The organism is Kribbella sp. NBC_00359 (assembly GCF_036097425.1).
In the GTDB taxonomy this organism is placed as follows: domain Bacteria; phylum Actinomycetota; class Actinomycetes; order Propionibacteriales; family Kribbellaceae; genus Kribbella.
In genome coordinates this window covers 3,863,110-3,883,040 of record NZ_CP107975.1, presented here as the reverse complement: position 1 = coordinate 3,883,040, position 19,931 = coordinate 3,863,110, and the positions used below count along the sequence as shown (strand labels likewise).

The 19,931-nt window shown below is 69.5% G+C and carries 19 protein-coding genes; 3 read left to right on the top strand and 16 right to left on the bottom strand.

Annotated features, from left to right (window positions below; translation table 11 throughout):
• Window positions 1–48: 48 nt before the first annotated feature.
• From OG876_RS19070 to groES, 5 genes are all read right to left on the bottom strand, one after another.
• Entirely contained in the window at window positions 49–1,386 is a 1,338-nt protein-coding gene (locus OG876_RS19070) for a hypothetical protein (protein ID WP_328526216.1), read from the bottom strand.
• Window positions 1,379–1,990, bottom strand: coding sequence for an RNA polymerase sigma factor ShbA (gene shbA, locus OG876_RS19065; protein WP_442914140.1), 612 nt, complete (start codon window positions 1,988–1,990; stop codon window positions 1,379–1,381). Before shbA ends, OG876_RS19070 begins: the two co-directional genes overlap by 8 nt.
• A 187-nt stretch (window positions 1,991–2,177) precedes the next feature.
• Entirely contained in the window at window positions 2,178–2,633 is a 456-nt protein-coding gene (locus OG876_RS19060) for a GNAT family N-acetyltransferase (protein ID WP_328526215.1), read from the bottom strand.
• Between the two features lie 109 nt (window positions 2,634–2,742).
• Window positions 2,743–4,362, bottom strand: a complete 1,620-nt coding sequence (gene groL, locus OG876_RS19055; protein ID WP_328526214.1) for a chaperonin GroEL — start codon at window positions 4,360–4,362, stop codon at window positions 2,743–2,745.
• 216 nt (window positions 4,363–4,578) lie between these two features.
• Window positions 4,579–4,875 carry a co-chaperone GroES gene (groES, locus tag OG876_RS19050; protein WP_130384566.1) on the bottom strand — a complete coding sequence of 99 codons (297 nt, stop codon included), beginning with the start codon at window positions 4,873–4,875 and terminating at the stop codon, window positions 4,579–4,581.
• Window positions 4,876–5,179: 304 nt separating this feature from the next.
• On the opposite strand from groES, the gene OG876_RS19045 reads away from it, so the two are divergent.
• Together OG876_RS19045 and OG876_RS19040 are read left to right on the top strand one after the other, a co-directional pair.
• On the top strand, window positions 5,180–5,782 hold the full coding sequence (locus OG876_RS19045; protein WP_328526213.1) for a peptidoglycan-binding domain-containing protein: 603 nt from the start codon (window positions 5,180–5,182) through the stop codon (window positions 5,780–5,782).
• Window positions 5,783–5,791: 9 nt separating this feature from the next.
• On the top strand, window positions 5,792–6,952 hold the full coding sequence (locus OG876_RS19040) for a class I SAM-dependent methyltransferase (protein ID WP_328526212.1): 1,161 nt from the start codon (window positions 5,792–5,794) through the stop codon (window positions 6,950–6,952).
• Window positions 6,953–7,342: 390 nt separating this feature from the next.
• Here OG876_RS19040 and OG876_RS19035 read toward each other — a convergent pair whose 3' ends face one another.
• The 10 genes from OG876_RS19035 to OG876_RS18990 all read right to left on the bottom strand — a co-directional run bounded on the left by OG876_RS19035 (window position 7,343) and on the right by OG876_RS18990 (window position 15,923).
• Window positions 7,343–8,065 (bottom strand): alpha/beta fold hydrolase, encoded by a 723-nt coding sequence (locus OG876_RS19035; protein ID WP_328526211.1) that lies wholly within the window; start codon window positions 8,063–8,065, stop codon window positions 7,343–7,345.
• Between the two features lie 20 nt (window positions 8,066–8,085).
• The gene (locus OG876_RS19030; protein WP_328526210.1) at window positions 8,086–8,535 is read right to left on the bottom strand and encodes a GNAT family N-acetyltransferase; all 450 of its coding nucleotides are present in this window, start codon (window positions 8,533–8,535) and stop codon (window positions 8,086–8,088) included.
• Window positions 8,532–9,578 carry a tRNA (adenosine(37)-N6)-threonylcarbamoyltransferase complex transferase subunit TsaD gene (tsaD, locus tag OG876_RS19025; protein WP_328526931.1) on the bottom strand — a complete coding sequence of 349 codons (1,047 nt, stop codon included), beginning with the start codon at window positions 9,576–9,578 and terminating at the stop codon, window positions 8,532–8,534. The genes OG876_RS19030 and tsaD overlap by 4 nt, the downstream gene beginning before the upstream one ends.
• Window positions 9,579–9,595: 17 nt before the next feature.
• Complete coding sequence (locus tag OG876_RS19020) at window positions 9,596–10,045, bottom strand: GNAT family N-acetyltransferase (RefSeq protein ID WP_328526209.1); 450 nt, start codon at window positions 10,043–10,045, stop codon at window positions 9,596–9,598.
• Window positions 10,042–10,707 carry a tRNA (adenosine(37)-N6)-threonylcarbamoyltransferase complex dimerization subunit type 1 TsaB gene (gene tsaB, locus OG876_RS19015; protein ID WP_328526208.1) on the bottom strand — a complete coding sequence of 222 codons (666 nt, stop codon included), beginning with the start codon at window positions 10,705–10,707 and terminating at the stop codon, window positions 10,042–10,044. Before tsaB ends, OG876_RS19020 begins: the two co-directional genes overlap by 4 nt.
• Window position 10,708: 1 nt before the next feature.
• A complete protein-coding gene (gene tsaE, locus OG876_RS19010; RefSeq protein WP_328526207.1) occupies window positions 10,709–11,635 on the bottom strand; it encodes a tRNA (adenosine(37)-N6)-threonylcarbamoyltransferase complex ATPase subunit type 1 TsaE in 927 nt (308 codons plus the stop codon).
• Window positions 11,636–11,669: 34 nt separating this feature from the next.
• On the bottom strand, window positions 11,670–12,788 hold the full coding sequence (locus OG876_RS19005; RefSeq protein WP_328526206.1) for an alpha/beta fold hydrolase: 1,119 nt from the start codon (window positions 12,786–12,788) through the stop codon (window positions 11,670–11,672).
• A gap of 6 nt (window positions 12,789–12,794) precedes the next feature.
• Window positions 12,795–13,970 (bottom strand): alanine racemase, encoded by a 1,176-nt coding sequence (gene alr / locus OG876_RS19000; protein ID WP_328526205.1) that lies wholly within the window; start codon window positions 13,968–13,970, stop codon window positions 12,795–12,797.
• A 15-nt stretch (window positions 13,971–13,985) separates the two neighbouring features.
• On the bottom strand, window positions 13,986–14,627 hold the full coding sequence (locus tag OG876_RS18995) for an HAD family hydrolase (protein ID WP_328526204.1): 642 nt from the start codon (window positions 14,625–14,627) through the stop codon (window positions 13,986–13,988).
• 78 nt (window positions 14,628–14,705) lie between these two features.
• On the bottom strand, window positions 14,706–15,923 hold the full coding sequence (locus OG876_RS18990; protein ID WP_328526203.1) for a GH12 family glycosyl hydrolase domain-containing protein: 1,218 nt from the start codon (window positions 15,921–15,923) through the stop codon (window positions 14,706–14,708).
• A 291-nt stretch (window positions 15,924–16,214) separates the two neighbouring features.
• Here OG876_RS18990 and OG876_RS18985 point away from each other — a divergent pair, with 291 nt between their 5' ends.
• Window positions 16,215–16,982 (top strand): META domain-containing protein, encoded by a 768-nt coding sequence (locus OG876_RS18985; protein ID WP_328526202.1) that lies wholly within the window; start codon window positions 16,215–16,217, stop codon window positions 16,980–16,982.
• Here the strand turns inward: OG876_RS18985 and OG876_RS18980 are convergent.
• The gene (locus OG876_RS18980; RefSeq protein WP_328526201.1) at window positions 16,969–19,914 is read right to left on the bottom strand and encodes a sugar-binding protein; all 2,946 of its coding nucleotides are present in this window, start codon (window positions 19,912–19,914) and stop codon (window positions 16,969–16,971) included. The two genes, OG876_RS18985 and OG876_RS18980, sit on opposite strands and share 14 nt — an antisense overlap.
• Window positions 19,915–19,931: the final 17 nt, after the last annotated feature.

Here is a 19,931-nt window from a genome sequence, read left to right as displayed (position 1 = left end):
TGCCCGGCCGGGACCCGGCGCGCCGGCTGGTGAGCCGGCGCGGCGGGATCACTGGAGCGGCTTGTTGACGACGCCGAGGATCTGCAGTACGTCGGCGTCGGCGGTCGAGCCGTGCGCGCGGGCGATCGCCGCGTGCCTGCCCTCGGCGTACAGGCCGGTGGAGTGCTTGCCGGTCGGGTACACGTTCCGGACCGAACCGGTGCTGGTCTGCCCGCTCGAGTGCTTGCCGGCCGCCTGAACGCTCTCGCCGAAGAACTGCTCGGCGGTCTCGTTCTCGAAGGCAGCCCCGGTCGCTGACGGCAGGATCGGCGCGATGACCTTGTCGACCAGTCCACCCAGCGGATCCGGCACGTCAGCGGGCGGCGTGTCGACCGGCGGCTGCTCCTGAGTCGTCCCAGCCGGGTCCGAGCTGGACTGATCGGTACCACTCGTGTCACCCGGCAGCGTGGTGGTGTCCGAGCCCGTGGTGTCACCCTGACTCGTGTCACCGGTCGGCGCAGTCGTCGGGTTCCCGGTCTCGGTGTTGCCGGTCTCGCCGGTGTCCGGCTGGTTCGCCGGCGGTATGGACGGGTCGGTGGTGGTCGGGTCGGTCGGCGGCGGAGTCGTCGGGTCCGTGGTCGCCGGCGGAGTCGTCGGATCCGTCGTGGCCGGTGGTGCCGTCGGGTCAGTGGCCGGCGGGTCGGTCGGCGTGGTAGCCGGCGGGTCCGTCGGGTCGGACGTCGTGGTGTCGTCCGTCTTCTCCGGCGCCTTGGTCGTCTCCGCGGCCGGCGGGTCGACCTTCGTCACCGTCGGCTGCTCGGGGATCTGCGGAATCGCCCGCTGCAGCACGTCCGGCGTGTCCGTCGGCAGCACGGCGGCCGGCGGAATCGGCTCCTCCCGGACCACCCGGTCCTCGGCCGCGATCTTCGCGTCCTGCTTCTGCTTGTAGTCCTTGGCGACCTTGACGATCTTCGTCTTGTCGACCACCGGCATGCCGTCGAGCTGTTCCTTCGGGAAGCTGGTCTGCGGGCGGACCGCGTCGACCATCTTCTCGATGACCTTCTCGTACGGCGAGAGCGGGTCGCCGTTGACCGCGGCGGCCACCCCGGAGACCGACAGCGCGGCCACCGCGGCGACGCCCAGCGCCAGACCGCGCGCCGCCACCTTGCGGGCGAACGGGTCCGTGATCGGGTTCAGCGCGGCGCAACGCGCCAGGAAGCTCTCCGGATCGTCGATCGTCTCCACGGGGAGTTCGTCCTCGACCTCCACCGCCAGCCGCAACTCGGCCAGCAGCGCAACGGCCGGGTCGTGCTCCCCCGCGCTCCGCGCAGGCTCCCCACCAGCGGCCAGCAGGTCGAGCAGTGCGTCATCGGCGTCGATCGCGTCCAGGTCGAAACGGTCAGCCATGATGCCCCTCCCCTGCTCCTCGTCCCTCATGCCCCACATACCCCCTGAGCGTGTTCAACGCTCGATGCTGTGCGACCCTCACCGCCCCCGGTGTCATCCCCAGTGCCCGGCCGGTCTCCTCGGCTGACATCCCCGCTACCACGCGAAGCCGCAGGATCTCGCGTAGCTTCTCGGGCAGTTTGTCCAGTAACCCCATGATGTGCTGGACCTCCGAGCTCCGGACCGCGTGCTCCTCCGGAGTCGGCGACTCGTCCGCGCCGTCCGGCAGGTCCGGCGTCGAAACGTCGGCCACCGCGAACGCACGCTGGGCATCGGCGACCTTGCGGGCCGCGATGCCGTAGACGAAAGCCTCGAAAGGCCTCCCCTCGTCACGGTACCGGCTCAGCGCGCCGAACACCGCGACACAGACTTCCTGGGCGACGTCGTCGACCATGTCCGCGCCGCCGGGATAGGTCCACAGACGGGACCGTACGTAGCGGTGCGCGACAGCGCGCACCCTGGTGAGCAGGTCGTTGAGAGCTGTGCGGTCCCCGTCGCCGGCCAGCGCGGCAAGATCCCTGAGCTCGACCCGGTCGTGGGTGTGCGGTACTTGGACCTCGGTCACCCCTCGCCCCCTCGTGTCGGACCGGTCAGCCTGAAAGATGATATGGCTCTCATCTCTCGTTGCCTAGTGGCAATTCGTGAGCATTTTCAGATTCTGATCACGATCTGTCACTACTCGCCCGTACGGTACTCGGACCGGAGGGTCGGGGTCCGAGTTTGAGACAGCGGGACGTCGCCCCGTGAGACGCTCAGCGCGGTGCGTCGAAGTGGAGGACCGCCGATGCGTGGTCGCCGCCCCAGTCGATCGGGGTCCGGCCGGTCTCCCGCCAGCCCGCACGCCGGTACAGGGTGACGGCCGCACCGCGGTTGTCGACGACCTCGAGCGACAGCCTCCGCCCGAGGTCGGCGGCGGTCTTGACGCAGTGGTCCAGCAGTTGCCGGCCGATGCCCGCACGGGTCGCCTTCGGGTCCACGAACAGCCGCTCCACCGATGCCCCGTCGGCCCCGTTCGCCGTCAGCGACACGTGCCCGACGACCCGGCCGTTGCTCTCAGCAACCCAGCAGCCGAGCCCGTCATCCGGTGTCAGCCACCTGCGCGCGTCGGCAGGCCAATTGATCGGATACCCCGCCAGCTCGTGCACGTCCCGCAGCAGGCCGGCGCAGACGTCCAGGTCCTCGTCGACACGTTCACGAATCGTCGCCACGACGTCATCCCACCAGATCGCCGCGGCGCCGCACCGACCGCCCCGAACAGAACACCGCCCGGCGGGTCCGAAGACCTGCCGGGCGGTGCTTTTCGTTCAGACCTGAGGATCAGTGGCCGTGCCCGTGGCCGTGACCGGCCGCGGCGGGCTCCTCTTCCTCGGGCTTGTCGACCACCAGGGTCTCGGTGGTGAGCAGCAGCGCGGCGATCGAGCCGGCGTTGGCGAGCGCGGACCGGGTCACCTTGACCGGGTCCAGCACGCCCTGGGCCAGCAGGTCGCCGTACTCGCCGGTGGCGGCGTTGAATCCGCTGCCGACCTCCAGCTCCGCAACCTTCGCGGTCACCACGTAGCCCTCGTAGCCGCCGTTCTCGGCGATCCAGCGCAGCGGCTCGACGATGGCCTTACGGACGATCCGGACTCCGGCGAGCTCGTCGCCGTCGAGGTCCAGGCCGTTCTCCAGCACCGAGGCGGCGTGGACGAGAGCGGAGCCGCCACCGGCGACGATGCCCTCCTCGATCGCCGCACGGGTCGCCGACACGGCGTCCTCGATGCGGTGCTTCTTCTCCTTCAGCTCGACCTCGGTGGCCGCGCCGACCTTGATCACGCAGACGCCGCCGGCCAGCTTGGCCAGCCGCTCCTGCAGCTTCTCCCGGTCCCAGTCGGAATCGGTGCGCTCGATCTCGGCCTTGATCTGGTTCACCCGGGCCTCGATGTCGTCGGACTTGCCGGCGCCCTCGACCACGGTGGTGTTGTCCTTGGTGACCACGATCCGGCGCGCGGTGCCGAGCACCTCGAGACCGACCTGGTCCAGCTTGAGGCCGACCTCGGGGGCGACGACCTGCGCGCCGGTGAGCGCGGCCAGGTCCTCCAGCATCGCCTTGCGGCGATCACCGAAGCCCGGCGCCTTGACGGCGACGGAGGTGAAGTTGCCGCGGATCTTGTTCACCACCAGGGTGGACAGCGCCTCGGCCTCGACGTCCTCGGCGATGATCAGCAGCGTCTTGCCGGACTGCACGACCTTCTCCAGCAGCGGCAGCAGGTCCGCGATCGCGGAGATCTTGCCCTGGTTGATCAGGATGTACGGGTCCTCCAGCACCGCTTCGCCGGCCTCGGCGTCGGTGATGAAGTACGGCGAGATGTAGCCCTTGTCGAACTGCATGCCCTCGGTGAACTCGAGCTCGGTACCGAAGGTGTTCGACTCCTCGACGGTGATCACACCGTCCTTGCCGACCTTGTCGAACGCGTCCGCGATCAAGGTGCCGATCTCGGCGTCCCGGGCGGAGATGGTGGCGACGTGGGCCATGTCGCCCTTGTCGTCCACCGGCCGGGCGGTCTCGATCAGCTTGGCCGACACGGCCTCGATGGCCGCCTCGATGCCCTTCTTCAGGCCCATCGGGTTGACCCCGGCGGCGACGGCCCGCAGGCCCTCGTGCACCAGTGCCTGCGCCAGCACCGTCGCGGTGGTGGTGCCGTCACCGGCGATGTCGTTGGTCTTGGTGGCGACCTCCTTGGCCAGCTGCGCACCAAGGTTCTCGAACGGGTCGTCCAGCTCGACCTCACGGGCGACGGTGACACCGTCGTTGGTGATGGTCGGGGCGCCCCACTTCTTGTCCAGGACGACGTAGCGGCCCTTGGGCCCCAGCGTCACCTTCACCGTGTTCGCGAGCTTGTCGACGCCGCGCTCCAGCGCGCGCCGCGCGTTCTCGTCGAACTCGAGGATCTTCGGCATGGAAAAAACCAGTCCCTCTCTGAATGTCTTCGTAGCAGGTTCGGATCCGGTCCCGCTGTGTCATCTCTGACCCGCCCCACCGCCCCGGACAGGTATCAGACCGACTCCGCCCCGGCACCGGTCGTCGGCACCAGGGCGGTGTCAGTCAGGAACAGCGGGCAGGACGCGGAACGTCCCGGCGGATCTGCCGGGGCGCGGACCCACGCCCTGGGGTCGTCACTTGCTGACGACTGCGAGGATGTCGCGGGCGCCCAGGATCAGGTAGTCCTGGCCGTCGTACTTGACCTCGGTGCCGCCGTACTTGGAGTAGATGACCTTGTCACCGACGGCGACGTCCAGCGGGACGCGGTTGCCGTTGTCGTCGATCCGGCCCGGGCCGACAGCGAGGATCTCGCCCTCCTGCGGCTTCTCCTTGGCGGTGTCCGGGATCACCAGGCCGGACTTCGTGGTCTGCTCGGCTTCGAGCGGCGCGACGAGGACGCGGTCCTCGAGCGGCTTGATCGTGACCGACACTTGCTGACCTCCACGGTCGATTTGCTTGTCAGTGGTTCAGACTGGTCGCGCTCCCCTGCCGTCGCGGGGGTCAGAGGCCGGACCGCTGGCACCCTCGGGTGGAGAGTGCCAACACCGAATCTAGGCCGCGATTAGCACTCGGTCAACTCGAGTGCCAGACCTGATCTGCCAGTGGACACACCCTGACCCGGCAGCAACCTCCGGGCGGGTAACCGGCCAGGCACGGAATGTGGTCGAACGCTGGGCCTACCCGGGGTCGGCGTGCGACCGTTCTGTCAACGGCGCACCGCCCCGAGGAGAAGCCATGGCTATCAGCTTCCCGTCTCTGCCCAAGCTGTCCGGCCGGACTGTCGCGGTCCTGGCCGCGGTCGGCGCGCTCGCTGTCGGAGTGGTCGCCGCCGGCGCCGCGAAGGACCAGCCCGCCGGCGCCGGTGCTCCAGCAGCCGGACCGGCACCACAGACCGCGGCAGATCAGGCGACGAGCGCCGCCCGGACCTCCGCCGCTGCCGAAGCGAAGGCCGCGGCCGCCCTCCCGCAGTGCCGCGCGGCGCGGCTCGTACCCGTCAACCGCAGCTGGGGCATCCCGATGCCCTCGATCTACGGCAGCACCAGCACGACCTGCAACCTCATGTACGGCGACGACCCACACCGCGGCTCCACCGTGTACGGCGACCCCGACACCGCCATCCGGGTCCTCCAGCGCAACCTGAACTTCTGCTACGGCTCCAAGCTCGCCGTCGACGGCATCTACGGCAGCAACACCCGCGCGGTGGTGAAACTCGTCCAGCGCAAGCACAAGCTCGTGGCGGACGGCATCTACGGCCCGAAGACCCGCTCCGCCATGAACTGGCGCCTCTACTCCTCCGCCACCCAAAGCTGGAGCAAAGGCTGCTCTAGCCCCCTCTAAGGTTGCGGGGTGACAGTCACCGCGTTGCTTGACGGGCCTGGCGCTGAGGTGCTCGCCGCTGCCTGCGCGGACTACCACCCCGGCCGCGAGCTTCAACTGGTCGAGAAGCTCCGGCGGCGGTACGACGCGTCACTCGTCACTGCTGCTGTCACACAGGCATCGCTGCGCCACCGAGCCGTCGCCAAGTTCGGTGCGGATGCCGCGCGGATGTACTTCACGCCGGACGGTCTGGAGCAGGCCACCCGGACCACTGTCGGTTCACACCGTGCCGCACGCATCGCAATGACGTTGCCGGGTGCCAGCGTGGTCGACCTGGGCTGTGGCATCGGAGGCGATCTCATCAGCGCCGCCCGCGCCGGTCTACGAGTCACTGGTGTCGAACGCGATCCGGAGACCGCGGCCACGGCCCGCGCCAACCTGGCGGCTCTCGATCTGCCCGGTGAGGTTGTCGTCGGTGACGCCGAGTCGGCTGAGCTCACGCCGTACGACGTGGTGTTTGCAGATCCGGCGCGGCGGGCGGATGGCCGGCGCGTGTTCGACCACAACGCCTATTCGCCGCCATGGTCGTTCGTCACTGGGCTCCTGCAGCGGACTGCGTGTGTGAAGGTCGCACCGGGCATCCCGCATGACGCCGTACCCGATGGGGTCGAGGCGGAGTGGGTCAGCGACGCCGGTGAGGTGAAGGAGGCGGCGCTGTGGTCTGGCGCGCTGTACGCCGGTATCGCGCGGCGGGCGACGCTTCTGCCTGGTGGAGTGAGTGTCAGCGACGCACCGGAGGCTGAGAGTGGTCCGGTGGGTCAGTACATCTACGAGCCCGACGGAGCCGTGGTGCGAGCTGGGCTGGTGACCGCTGTGGCTGCCGCGGTCGACGGGTGGTTGCTGGATCCGCGCATCGCCTACGTCACGGCACCGACGCTCGTGCCGACCCCGCTGGCGTCGGCGTACGAGGTGGTGGAGCAGTTGCCGTACAAGGAGAAGGCGCTGCGGTCGTGGGTTCGCGCGCAGGGCATCGGGACGCTGGAGATCAAGAAGCGCGGGGTCGATGTCGATCCGGCCCAGCTGAGGAAGAAGCTCGCCCCCAAAGGATCTGGGACCGCGACGCTCATCATCACCCGGATCGGCCGGGACGCGGTCGCCTATTCCTGCCGTCGCATCGGACTTGCGCTCTGAGTGTATTCGAACATATGATCGACATCGCGTGCGGGTCCCCGGATGACCTGCCGGTGGGCGAGGTGCTGCGTCCGCTGCCGCACTCGCCGGGGGCCCGCCACTAAGACTCGACGTGCGGTTGAGGAGCCGTGCGTCGAACGACGTACGGAGTGAGGTGCCGTACGTCGACTGGGCGTCATGCGGGTGCAGTCAGGCGTTCATCTGGGTTCGGCAGGGTGGTGGGCAGGAACCGGTTGGCCGCTGACCGTTCACCTGGGGAGCAGGCGGCGCACTAGCCCCAGGTCTCTGCCCGCTGCCGTGCCCTTCCCCGCACTGCAGCCGCAGCACCGCGTTCGCAGCTCAGCACCGCGTTGACAGCTCAGCACCGCGTCGACAGCGCGGTCGTTTCGTTCAGCCGGCCTGGAAGCGTTCCACCACCGGGAGGCGCAGGCGTGCTACCGCGATGGACCAGACCGCAGCCGGAACCGACGACCTACGCCCGAACTCAGGCAGTGGCTCCGTATCCCCAGCAGCTGAAGGGGTTGTGGGCGACGGGGTGCTGAGAGCGTCGTGGGTGAAGGCGGCGACGAGGGTGTTCCAGTCGGCGGGCCGGTGGAGCATGCTGTGGGTTTCCGCGGCGACCGAGTAGACGGTGACCGGGGTGCCGGCGGCGCGGAGGCGGTTGGCGTAGGCGGTGGTGGCGCGAGGGTCGGTGATGGTGTCGAGAGTGCCGTGGGCGAAGGTGACCGGCGCGCGGAGTGCGGTGAGTGGTTCGCCGTCGGGGAGCCACGGAGCCAAGGCCAGTACGCCGGCGACCCGGGGATGATCGCCCGCGGCGACGACCGCGCGGCCGCCCATCGAGTGGCCGATCAGGACGACCCGCCGGATCACCGGAGGAAGCTCGTCGAGGACAGCGCGGAGATCCGCGGCGGAGTCGGCGGCGTCGCCGTTCCAGCCCCGGTAGCGGTAGCGCAGCAGTCCGATCGCAGCAGTGGGGACGGCTGTGCGCGCGGCTGCCGCGAACGGCCACATGCGCAGGAGGGGAGCACTCCAGAGGTACGGGCTCGCCTGAGAGTGCTCCCTACCGCCATGCGCCAGGACGACGAGATCAGTCGCGCCAGCCGGGTGCCACACCAGGTCCACCCCGGGGTGGATCACGGGTGGCCGTACAGATCGGCGGCGTCGTGGCGGATGGCCATCATGCTGCTCGGGTCCGCGAGTTCGCTGAAGCCGTAGCTGCGGTACAGCTCGTGCGCATCCGCGGTCGCCAGCATGAAGCGCCGTACGCCCTTCAGTTCCGGGTGGTCGACCAGCGTGGACACCACGAACCGGCCAAGCCCATGCCCCCGCCACTCGTCCAGCACGAAGACGTCCGCGAGCCACGCGAACGTCGCGCGGTCCGTCACCGCGCGAGCGAAGGCGACCATCGCGCCGTCGGCCGCGTACACACCCATGTTCAGCGAGCCCGCGATCGACCGCGCCACCACCTCACGCGGGATCCCCTTCGCCCAGTACGACGTACTCAGGAACCCCTGCACGACGTCCACATCGATCCGCGAGACATCGTCGTCGGCCTCGAACCCGTCCGCCCCCGTCCACCTCACTTGTTCAGCACCTCCGTGATCGGCATCGACGAGTCCGCCGGCAGCCCCAGCGGCGACGGCGCCTTCCCGGCCCGGACGAGTTCCGAGCCGAGCGCCGCGACCATCGCGCCGTTGTCGGTGCACAACCCTGGCCGCGGCACGCGTACGGCGATGCCCGCCGCAGTGCACCGCTCTTCGGCCATCGCGCGCAGCCGGGAGTTCGCTGCGACCCCGCCACCGATCAGCAAGTGCTCGAACCCACGGTCCTTGCACGCGTCGATCGCCTTGCGGGTCAGCACGTCACACACCGCCTCCTGAAACGCGGCGGCGACGTGATTGACCGGCACGTCCTCACCATCGCGACGCCGCGCCTCGACCCACCGCGCCACGGCCGTCTTCAGCCCGGAGAACGAGAAGTCGAACCGATGCCGCTCGAGATCCCGCTGCGACGTCAGCCCGCGCGGGAACGTCACGTACAGGCGGTCCCCGCCGTCCCGCGCCGCTTTGTCGACATAGGGACCGCCCGGGAACGGCAACCCCAGCACGCGAGCGACCTTGTCGAACGCCTCCCCCGCGGCGTCGTCGATGGTGCTCCCCATCGGTACCACGCCGTCGGTGATGTCCTCGACCGCGAGCAGCGACGAGTGCCCACCGGACACCAGCATCGCGACACAGCCCTTCGGCAGATCGCCGTGCTCCAGCGTGTCGACAGCCACGTGCGCGGCCAGGTGGTTCACGCCGTACAAAGGCTTGTCGAGCGACAGCGCCAGCCCTTTGGCCGCGGCCACTCCGACCAGCAGCGCGCCGGCGAGCCCTGGTCCGCTGGTCACCGCGACGGCATCGACATCGGCCGGCTTGATCCCCGCGGTCTCGCACGCCCGCCGGATGGTCGGGACCATCGCCTCGAGGTGCGCCCGGCTCGCGACCTCCGGTACAACGCCGCCGAACCGCGCGTGCTCCTCGACACTGGACGCGATCGCGTCGGCGAGCAGCGTCTGCCCGCGGACGATCCCGACCCCGGTCTCGTCGCACGACGTCTCGATCCCCAGAATCAGGGGCTCCATGGTCACCGCATCTGAACTCACACCGTCTCCCGCCACCGCATGATCACCGCATCCTCGCCACCGGCGTAGTACCCACGCCGCCGGCTGATCTCCTCGAACCCGAAGCCTTCGTACAACCCCAGCGCCGAATCGTTGCCCGCAGCAACTTCCAGCAACACCGTCCGCCCGGCGCACCGTGCCAGCGCCGCGGTCATCAACTGCCCGCCGATCCCGGTACGGCGTTCGGCCGGCGACACCGCGATCCGCAGCAACTCCACCACGTCCAGCTCGACCGGCGGCACCAGGAGTACGGCGTACCCGACCACGGAGCCCTCGTCCGCGACCAGGATCACCCGATCCTCGGACAGCCGATCGAACTCGGTCGCCCACGCGACCGTACTCCACGCCTCCGCGCCGAAGCACACCTCGTCCAACGCGGCCAGCGCCGGCAGATCATCCGCCCCGGCCGCGCGAATGGCTGGTCTCACTTCGGCAGCACGCTCTTCGGGCCGGCGGACATCGTGACGTCCGGCCGGCGCAGGTACAGCGGGTCGGGCGCGACGACCGCGAGCGTCCCGGTCGCCACGCCGGCGGCCAGCACCTCGGCCGACGGGTATTCGGCGACAGCGACATCGGAGACGCCGAGCGCGTCGGCGTACAGCACCGCACCGCGGCCGATCACCGGCAGGCCCGACAACACGTGCGCGACCTCGGCCGGACGATCCACCGCCGGCCCTTCGAGGCGACGACGGCTGCCGTCCGCGGCCGGGCCGTCGTACAGCGCCCAGTAGATCTCCTTGCGCCGCGCGTCCGTCGCGACGGCCACGGGCAGGGTCAGCGACGACTGCCGCGCCAGGATGTCGAGGCTGCACACCCCCGCGACCTCGATCCCGAGCACGTCCGCCATCGTCCGCGCGGTCACCAGCCCGACCCGCAGTCCGGTGAACGGACCAGGCCCGACGCCGACCGCGATCCGGGTCAGATCGCGCGGCGTCACGCCCGCGGTCGCGAAGGCGTCCGCGATCGCCGGGGCCAGCAACTCCCCGTGCCGCAAGGCGTCGATGGTCGTAGACGAGGCGAGGATCTCGCCGTCGGGTGACGCCAGTGCGACGGTGACGGCAGCACTCGAGGTGTCGAAAGCAAGCAGCATCTCAGTTCTTCTCCAGCACAGATACGCGGACGCCGGACGCCGCCCAGCGCGGACCGACCGGGGTGATCCGCAGCTCGCGCGTCTCGTCGGTGTCGTCGTCGCCGCGGGTCACGACAATGTCCAGCCGGTCCGGCGCCAGTGCCTCGGCCAGGCCGTGACCCCACTCGACCACGGTGACCGCGTCCTCCAGACTCGCGTCGAGATCGAGGTCGTCCAGCTCGGCGAATCCACCGAGCCGATAAGCATCCACGTGCACCAACGCCGGACCGCCGGCCAGTGACGGGTGCACCCGCGAGATCACGAACGTCGGCGACGTGATCGAACCGCGCACCTTCAGCCCCACGCCGAGCCCCTGGGTGAACGTCGTCTTGCCGGCCCCCAGGTCACCGGACAGCACGAGTACGTCGCCCGCCCGCAACTGCCCCGCGAGCTCCTCGCCGATCGCCTGCATGTCGTCGGCCGTCGGCACGGTGAGCTCGAGCGGCATCGCCTTCGCGTAGATGAGGTTGTGGTCATGCTGCTCGACCACCGAGTACCCACGCCGCCGCCAGAACTCCACGGTGTCCGGCAACTCGACCCGCGCGATCAGGTTCACCCGGCTCACACCACGCCGTACGGCGGCCTCCTCGGCGCAACCCACCATCGCCGACGCCACGCCGTGGCCCTGGTGGCGCGGGTCCACCGAGACGCAGCGCAGGGTGAGTACGTCACCGGTCTGGTTGAACAGCAACGCGCCGGCCGGCGCCCCGTCGATCAGCACGAGCAGTCCGCCGTGCTCCGCGATGGCCGCGGCCACCGTCGTCGGGTTCTCGGACAGAGCGGTGGCCGGCGGGTCGAGCACCCGCCGGGCGGAGAAGGCGTGGTGAATCACCGCGACGATCTGGTCGACGTGGTCCGCCGTGGCGTCGACCACACGCAGGTCGGTCATGGGGCCTCCCGGGAAGGCCCGGCCATCAGTGCACTCATGTGTGTCCTAGGGATTGTTCGGCTCGTTCGATCATGCCGAGGAGGGCGGCGGTGAACTCGCGGTGGTGCTCGATCAGGCCCAGGTGGCCGCAGTTCTTCACCTCGACCAGCTCCGCGCCGGGCACCCGCCGGACGATCTCCTCCGCGTGGCTGAACGGGGTCAGGTGGTCCTTGTCACCACCGATGACCACACACTCGACCTTCTGCAGTGGCTCGAGGGCGTTGTACTTGTCGTGCCGCTCGAACAGCGGGTAGAAGTCCGCGATCACCTCGATCGGCGTGGCCGAGATCATCTCGTTGACGAACTCGGTGAACGCGGGCGGCACCTCGGAGCCGAACGAGTACTTCCGGGTCAGGAGGTAGACCAGGTCCGTGCCGGCCTTGCGGCTGCGCTCGACCACGTCCGGGACGCGGGCGAGCGCGGTGACCGTCGGCACCGACAGCGCCCGGACCCACCGGCCGACGACGCCCGGGAACACGATCGGAACCTGGTCCAGCCCGCCCGCGCTGGTCGAGCACAGGCCGACCCCGATCACCCGGTCGCCGAAGAGCTCGGGATGCTGCTCGGCCAGGGTCATGATCGACATGCCGCCCATCGAGTGACCGATCAGGATCACCGGGCCGCTCGGCGCGAACTCCTCGAAGATCCCGTACAGGTCCCTGCCGAGCTGGTCGATGGTGACGTGCTCCTTCGGCGACCGTCCGGAGCGTCCGTGCGAGCGCTGGTCATAGAAGACCATCGTCCCGATCCCGGCCAGGTCGCGGCGCTCGAAGTGCCAAGCGTCCATGTTCAGCCCGTACCCGTGGACGAAGATCACGGTCAGGTCCTCCGGCGGCAGCGGCAGCTTCTTGCCGAACCTGCGCTTCGGCGGCGGGGCCGGGCGGCGGGACCGCTTGAGCTCGTCGACCTCGACGTACAGCTCGACGCCGTCGTCGGCGGTGAAGACGTGCGGAGTGCCGCGCAGCGAACCGAACGGCTCGGCCTCCAGCTGCGCGCGCTGACCCGAACGCCGGCCGATCACCTGCCGCTCGACCGCGACCCCGGCCGCCGCTCCCGCAGCCAGCACGCCGACCGCGGCCCCGATCAGACCAGCAGTCCGTCCTGCTTTGGACATACCGGTCTACCTCTCGACTGGGGTGCTGTCAGAACTGTCGACGTACCGGCGGGGGATCCGGGCTCCCAGCCGGGTCACGATCTCGTAGTTGATGGTCCCGGCGACATCGGCCCAGTCGTCCGCGGTCGGCTCGCCGGCGGTCCCGGGGCCGAACAGCACCACCTCGTCGCCCGCGACCGCCTGGTCGTCCTCGAGGTTGACCACGCACTGATCCATGCAGATCCGGCCGACGATCGTCCGTCGCCTGCCGCCCGCCTGGACCGGGGCGCCGTTGGACGCGTGCCGTGGCAGGCCGTCGCCGTACCCGAGCGGGATCAGCCCCAGCGTCGACGGCCGCGGGGCGGTCCAGGTCAGGCCGTAGGAGACGCCCGCCCCGGCCGGCACCCGCTTCACCATCGCGAGCCGCGCCCGCAGCGTCATCGCCGGCCGCAACCCGAGCTCGGCCGACGGCAGCGTGTGCCCGAACGGCGAGAGCCCGTAGGTCGCCACCCCCGGACGGACCAGGTTGAAGTGGGTCTCGGGCAGCGCGAGCGTGGCACCGGAGTTCGCCAGGTGCTTGAACTCGGCGTCGATTCCGAACGACTCGGCTACCTCGATCGCCTCGGTGAACGTCGCGAGCTGGGACTCGTTGACCGGGCTCTTCGGCTCGTCCGACGACGCCAGGTGCGACCAGATGCCCTTGACCTCGATCCGGCCGGTCGCCTGGGCCCGCGCCGCGGCCCGGATCAGCGCCGGCCACTCCTCGGGGACGGCGCCGCCGCGGCTCATCCCGGTGTCGATCTTCAGGTGCACCCGGGCCGGCCGGTCCACCACGCCGACGACCAGTTCGTCGATCTCCCAGGGCGCGCCCGCGGACAGGTCGATGCCGGCGGCAATCGCGTCGGCGAGCGGCTCGCCGGGCGTGGTCAGCCAGCAGAAGATCGGACCGGTGTCGCCGGCGTCACGCAGCGCGAGCGCCTCCTCGAGGACGGCGGCGCCGATCCAGTCGGCGCCGGCCTCGCGGGCGGCCCGGGCGACCGGGACCATTCCGTGCCCGTACCCGTCGGCCTTGACCACCGTCATCAGCTGCGCGCCGGCGGCACGGGCACGCAGCGTGGCCACGTTGTGCCGGATCGCGGCCAGGTCGACGACGGCCTCGGCGCGGACCGGGCGGTCGCCGCTAGGTGACTGGAGGGTAGACATAGCCCCTCCAGTGTCTCAGGCCGCGTCGATGAGGTCTGCGAGGGCGGTCATGTCATGGAAAACCGCGTCCGCGTCGGAGAGCTTCGCGGGGTCCGTCATCCCGGCGTACCCGAACACCTTCATGCCGGCCGCAACCGCCGCGGCGACCCCCAGCGGGCTGTCCTCGACGACCAGGCAGTCGGCCGGTTTCACGCCCATCGAACCGGCCGCGTGCAGGAACAGATCGGGCGCGGGCTTGCCGTGGGCAACGTCCTCGGCGCTGAAGATCCGGCCGTCGAACCGATCCAGGAACCCCACCGCGGTCAGCGCCGTACGGATCCTGCGGTGGGTGCCGGACGATGCGAGACAGTACGTGACGCCGCGCGCCTCGAGGTGATCGAGGACAGCCTCAACGCCCTCGATCGCCTGCAGGTGCGCGAACCCGTCGAAGAGCCGCTGGTGGTAGCGATCCTCCAGGTCCGCGGGCAACGGCCGCCCGAGCCGGGCCTCGGCCTGCTGCCGCATCGAGGCCATGCTGCCGCCCATGAAGTCACGCACGGTCTCCTCGAAGGTGTACGGCAGCCCGGCCTCGGTGAGCAGCTCGGCCAGGATCGTGTTGGCCAGCCGCTCGGAGTCCACCAGTACGCCGTCGTTGTCGAAGATCACGAGTCCGATCACAACCGCACCCTACGCAACGCGGCCGCCGTGACCTGGGGGGAGTCACGGCGGCCGCGGGTAGCGCGAGAGCGCGGGGGGTCAGTTCTCCTGGATGGAGAAGTCGGTGAAGTTGAAGCGCTGCTTGGTGTTGCCGGTGGACACCACCTCGACGCCGAAGTCGACCTGCCACGTGGTGGCCTTCGGGGCCCAGCCACGGGAGGACATGTCGTTGAAGAAGCTGGCCAGCGGCATCGTGCCGGACTTCTGCGTCACCTGGGACACGTACGCGGTGTAGCCGTTCTCGTGCCAGACGTCGTACGTGAAGCCGCCGAAGGTCACGGTGCCCACCTTGTTGCCGGCCGGGACCTGGCCCTTGTTGTCGGTCCAGATCATCAGCTCGTTGTTCAGCCCGTCGCCGATCCACGCGTCGAACGCGACGTTGTAGATGCACGCGGAGCAGTTGGCGGGCGTGGTCGCCGCGAACTTGGCCGACTGGATCTTCGACAATGCGACGTCGTTGTAGTCCTTGTGCACGTTCGGGTACGCCTGGACGCCCTTGTCACCCGGCAGCGGCTGGGTGACGTCGAGGAACCAGTTGTTGTAGTTGCAGGCACTCAGCGTGTACGTGCCGTTGTCGTTGTTCCACATGTTGTTGTGGACGTAGTACGCACCGAACGACCGGCCGTCACCCTGGTTGTTCGTCGAGGTGGTGACGAACGACGGGTTGGTGCAGGTCTGGCTCGGGCTGCCCGTCGACGTGGGGGTCGTCGTGGTGGGCGTGGTCGTCGACGGAGTCGACGTCGGCGGCTTGGTCGGCGTCGTCGTGGTCGTCGGCGGCTGGCTCGGCGTCGGCGTACTGGTCGTCGGCGGCTTGGTCGGCGTCGTCGTGGTGCTCGGCGCCGGAGTGGTGGGCTGCGCGGGCGCGGCCGTGAAGTCGTAGTGCGCCGTGTAGGTCAACTTGGTGCCGGCGCGGTACTTCTGGCCGTCGTAGCGCAAGGCGCGCAGGCGGTAGCTCTGGTCGGTGGTCTTGCTCGGGTCGATCGACAGGATCGCCGGTCCGGAGGCGGTCGCGGTGATGGCGACCGGCTTCTGGGCGAAGCCGTGCAGGACGGTACAGCTGGAGTAGGCGTCCAGGACGCAGGTCTCGACGCGTCCGACGCTCGGGAGGGCAGTCACCGTGCTGTCCGCTGCGTTCGCAGTTGATACCGGGGAATCCTTGGCCGCATGGACGACGATCGGCGCGGCGACGAGCGCGCCGACGGCAAGGAACACCGCCGGGATGATCTTGCGACTCCGGGCAGTTCGGATGGGGGGCATGGAAAACACATTCCTCGTCTGCTCGACGGGCCACTCTGCGTTGCCCCAGTGCTTCAGCGTGACCCAACAAATGTTCGTTTGGTCCCCAGTGGGGCCAGAAACAGGGCGGCGTCCCCAGGAACACCGATCCGATCCGGCAGACCGGCGTACCGGCCTTGTCCTTCTCGTTCGCTCTCGCGTACGCCGCGACGTTATCCAACCGTGATCTGACCCGCCAACCCGGGGGCCCGACTTAACCAAGCCTTCACACTGCAACGAAGGCCCGGCCGGCGGCGTCCGTAGGGTGTGAAGATGCGGACGATCGCCCTGGCCGCCGCCGGTTTGCTGCTGGCCCTGGCCGCCTGTGGGAGCGAGTCCCAGGCAGGTGCGTCACTGACCGGCAAGTCGTTCCTGTCCACTGCCGTGACCGAGAACGGACAGCCCAAGGAGCTCGCGCCGAACACCCGGGTCCGGCTGGAGTTCACCGACGACGGCCGCTTGGTCGCGGACGCCGGCTGCAACTCGATGCAGTCGAAGGTGTCGACGAGCGGCGGCAAGCTGACGCTCGAGGCCGGGCTGGCGATGACCATGATGGGTTGCCCCGGTCTGCAGCAGGGTCAGGACTCCTGGCTGGCGAACATCCTCTCCGGCAAGCCGGCCTGGAAGCTCGACGGTAGCAAGCTCGACCTCACGGCCGGCAGCACGACGATCTCGCTGGTGGACCGCGCCACCGCCGAGCCGGCCCGCGCCCTGGACGGCACCAAGTGGATCCTGACCACCGTCGTCACCGGTGATGCCGCCACCCACCAGGCCGGCTTCGAGAAGGCCTGGATGACCCTCAACGGCGAGCGCGTCACCGGATCGACCGGGTGCAACGACTTCCAGGGCATGGTGGCGCGTTCCACCGACAAGCTCACCTTCGGCGAACTCGCCACCACCCGCCGCGCCTGCACCGGCGACGCGGCGGCCCTCGAGACCACTCTCCTCAATGCCCTGAAGGGCGACGTCAGCTACGAGATCGACTCGTCCACGTTGAAGCTCCGGACAGCAGCCGGCGGACTCGACTTCACCGCCGGCTGAGCTGGACGTCGAACGCCTGGACCTCGTTCTGTGGGGTTTCGTAGGAGACGAGCAGCCGGCCGTCGGCACTCAGCGTGGCGCGTTGGGCCGCGGTGAGTGGGATGGACCAGTGCTGGACGCCGTGGCTGATCTGCTGGCTGGACTGTTTGACGAGATGACCGCTCATGTCCGGGGACCACGGCGGGATGCCGCCGTCGGTGACTGCGCAGGGCGTCAGACCGTAGTCGGGCGCTGGGTCCGCAGCCGGTGAACAGCTGGTTGTCCAGACCGGGATCGCACCGAGCTGGCCGGTGGTCAGGAACGCCCGGGCCGTACCGGCTCCACTCGAACTGGTGACGATCTCCACGGCGTTTCCGCGAAGTTCGGCGGACAGGATCTTCAGGTCGCTGGTCGGGACGCGGCCGGAGATCGGTACGCCGTTGCGGGCGGACTGGGCGATGGTCTGGGGCGACAGGGCTCCGTTCAGGTTCGGGTTGGAGACGTTCGGCGGTGCCGGGGTGGTCGGGCGATCCGCCGGTGGTGTGTAGCCCGGCAGGGTCGCGAGACCCCAGCGGTACGGGTCGGACTGGACCGAGCCGAGCGCCGACCAGGCCAGCCGCGTACTCATGTCGATGTGCCGCAGCGTCGTCGTACCGGCCGCCGAGGTGTCGTCGTTGTCGTACGGCGTGATGTTCAGACCCAGCCGGGTCGGGTCGACGGCGGCGGGCAGGTCGGCCAGCGGGATCTTGACCTCGAGGTCGTAGCCGCCACCGGCGTACGCGTGCGGAACCGTGGTCTCGTTGCTGCCGACCCATTGCGCGGTCGACGCGACCTGTACGCCTGGTGCGTTTCCGGTGTCGAGCGAGCCGCTCGAGTAGCCCTGGTGGTTGTCCGCATCCCGCTCCCAGCAGGGCCCGCCGCTCTGGGTGAACGGGAAGATGCCGAGCTTGAACGTGTTCGCGGTGTCCTTCAGCGCCTTCGATGCGTTCCCGCGCGGGTCGAGCAGGATCTCGACGGAGTCGGCCTGCCAGTGACCGACACACTCCGCGGGAGTCACGGCGTACGACTGGTAGTCGTCGCGCACGTGGACGAAGAAGTACAACGCGTCGTCGGACCAGCTCACCTTCGCCGTACTGCCTTCTCCGGTTGACGAAACGCCGCAGTCGTCCACGCCGGTACAGGTGGCCGCGCCCTGCCAGATCCGGCCGAGGTCGAGCGTCGGGCCCGGGTACTCGCCCGGCTCCGCCTTGCCGTCGATCACCGGGGCCGCCTGCGGGATGACCGTCGTCGGCACCAGGGTCAGCGTCAGCGTCTCACTGCCTGTGGCGGTCCGGATCGGGATCGACACGTTCTGGTTCGCAGGCAGTGAGGTGTCGGTGTTGGTCAGCTTGAACGTCACGGTGGCGTCCGCGCCGGGCTGGAGGTCGTACGGCTTCGAGGGCGCGTCGACCGTGAAGTCGGCCGGCAGGTCGAGCGACACCGCACCGCTCTGCTGCTGCGCCGACCAGTTGTGCACGACAACCGGCAGGTCGATCGTCTGGCCGATCCCCATCGACTGGATGGCCTGCGAGCGGCCGAGACGATTGGCCTGCGGCGCGGTGTTCTGCAGCCACTGGTCGTACTCCTGCCAGTTCCCCCACCGCTGGAAGCGACCTTCCGCAGCGGCCACGATCCGTACGACGTTGTCGGTGTAACCGGACGCATGAGCGGTGGTGTAGCGGGCGGCGACCTTCGCGTTCTGGTCCACCGGTGCGTTGGCCGCCGGGGTCACCGTGAAGGTGATGTCGGCGGTCGACTTCTCCGGGACGGGCTGCGGTCCGTCCGTGGTCCACCCGGCCGGCACGGTCAGCTCGATGTTGCCTTTGGCAAGCTTCCCGGACGGCGCCTTCAGGTGCACGGTCGCCTGGAAGGACTCACCGGCGACGTTGTAGAACCGCGAGAAGGTCAGGTACTCCAAGGTCCCCAGCGGGAGCCCACCGGGATCGGGCTTGGTCGCGCCGAACAGGATCGCCTCGTCGAGCCCGGCCTGCGGACTGCTGTTCGGCTGGAACGGTACGAACGACTCGGTCATGCCGAACCGCGAGCACGCCGGAACCGAGGTCCCCTTGAACATCACCCGGCTCTGCGTCGGGTACGCCGAGCGCCCCTCGTCCGCGATCTGCTGCCAGATCTTCGCGGTCCCGGCCGGCTGTCCCTGCAGGTTCCCGGCCGGCCACTTGTACGGCGAGTCGTAGCCGGTCCACACGCCCGCGACGGTGTCCAGGCCGGTCGGGGTGAAGCCGGTGGTGCAGTTCGCGGCGGTCGTCGTACCGCCGGTGCCTGCCGTGCTGCCGCCGGAGAAGACCTTCTTCACCTGCCAGGTGCTGAGCGCGTGCGGACCCTTCAGCTGCTCGGGGAACCGGTTCGGGTCGGCGGCTGCGATGACGCCTTCCCAGATCAGCCGGCCGGCCTGCTGGTGGTTGCCGTGACCGGCGGCGAGGGTCGGCGTGAAGCCGATGTAGATCTCCGGCTGCGTCTCGCGGATGACCCGGGTCACCCGGCGCAGCGTCTCCTCCTCGTCCCAGAAGTACTGCGTCAGCGGCGCGCTCTGGTTGTAGAAGAAGTCGATCCGGTCGAGGTTGAAGATGTCGACGGTGCCGGAGCGGTAGTGCGCGACGCGGTCCTCGTTCTCGCGGCGCAGACCGAGGTCGGGGCCGAGCTCGTTGCCGACCGCGTTGCCGCCGCCTTCACCGCGCGTCACCTGGATCACGCCACACTTCACGCCGTACCGCTGATGCCAGACCCCGCAGGGCCCGATGATGCTGGTGTCATCGTCCGGATGGGCCCACTCCCCCATCACGTCGATCTTCGTCTGCCGATCAGCCACATACGGCTTGGCCACACTCGCCGATGCGACCGGCACCGGCAGCACGGCAATCAGAGCAAGGACGACGAACCCCACGAATCGCTTCACGTGCACGCTCCAAAGGC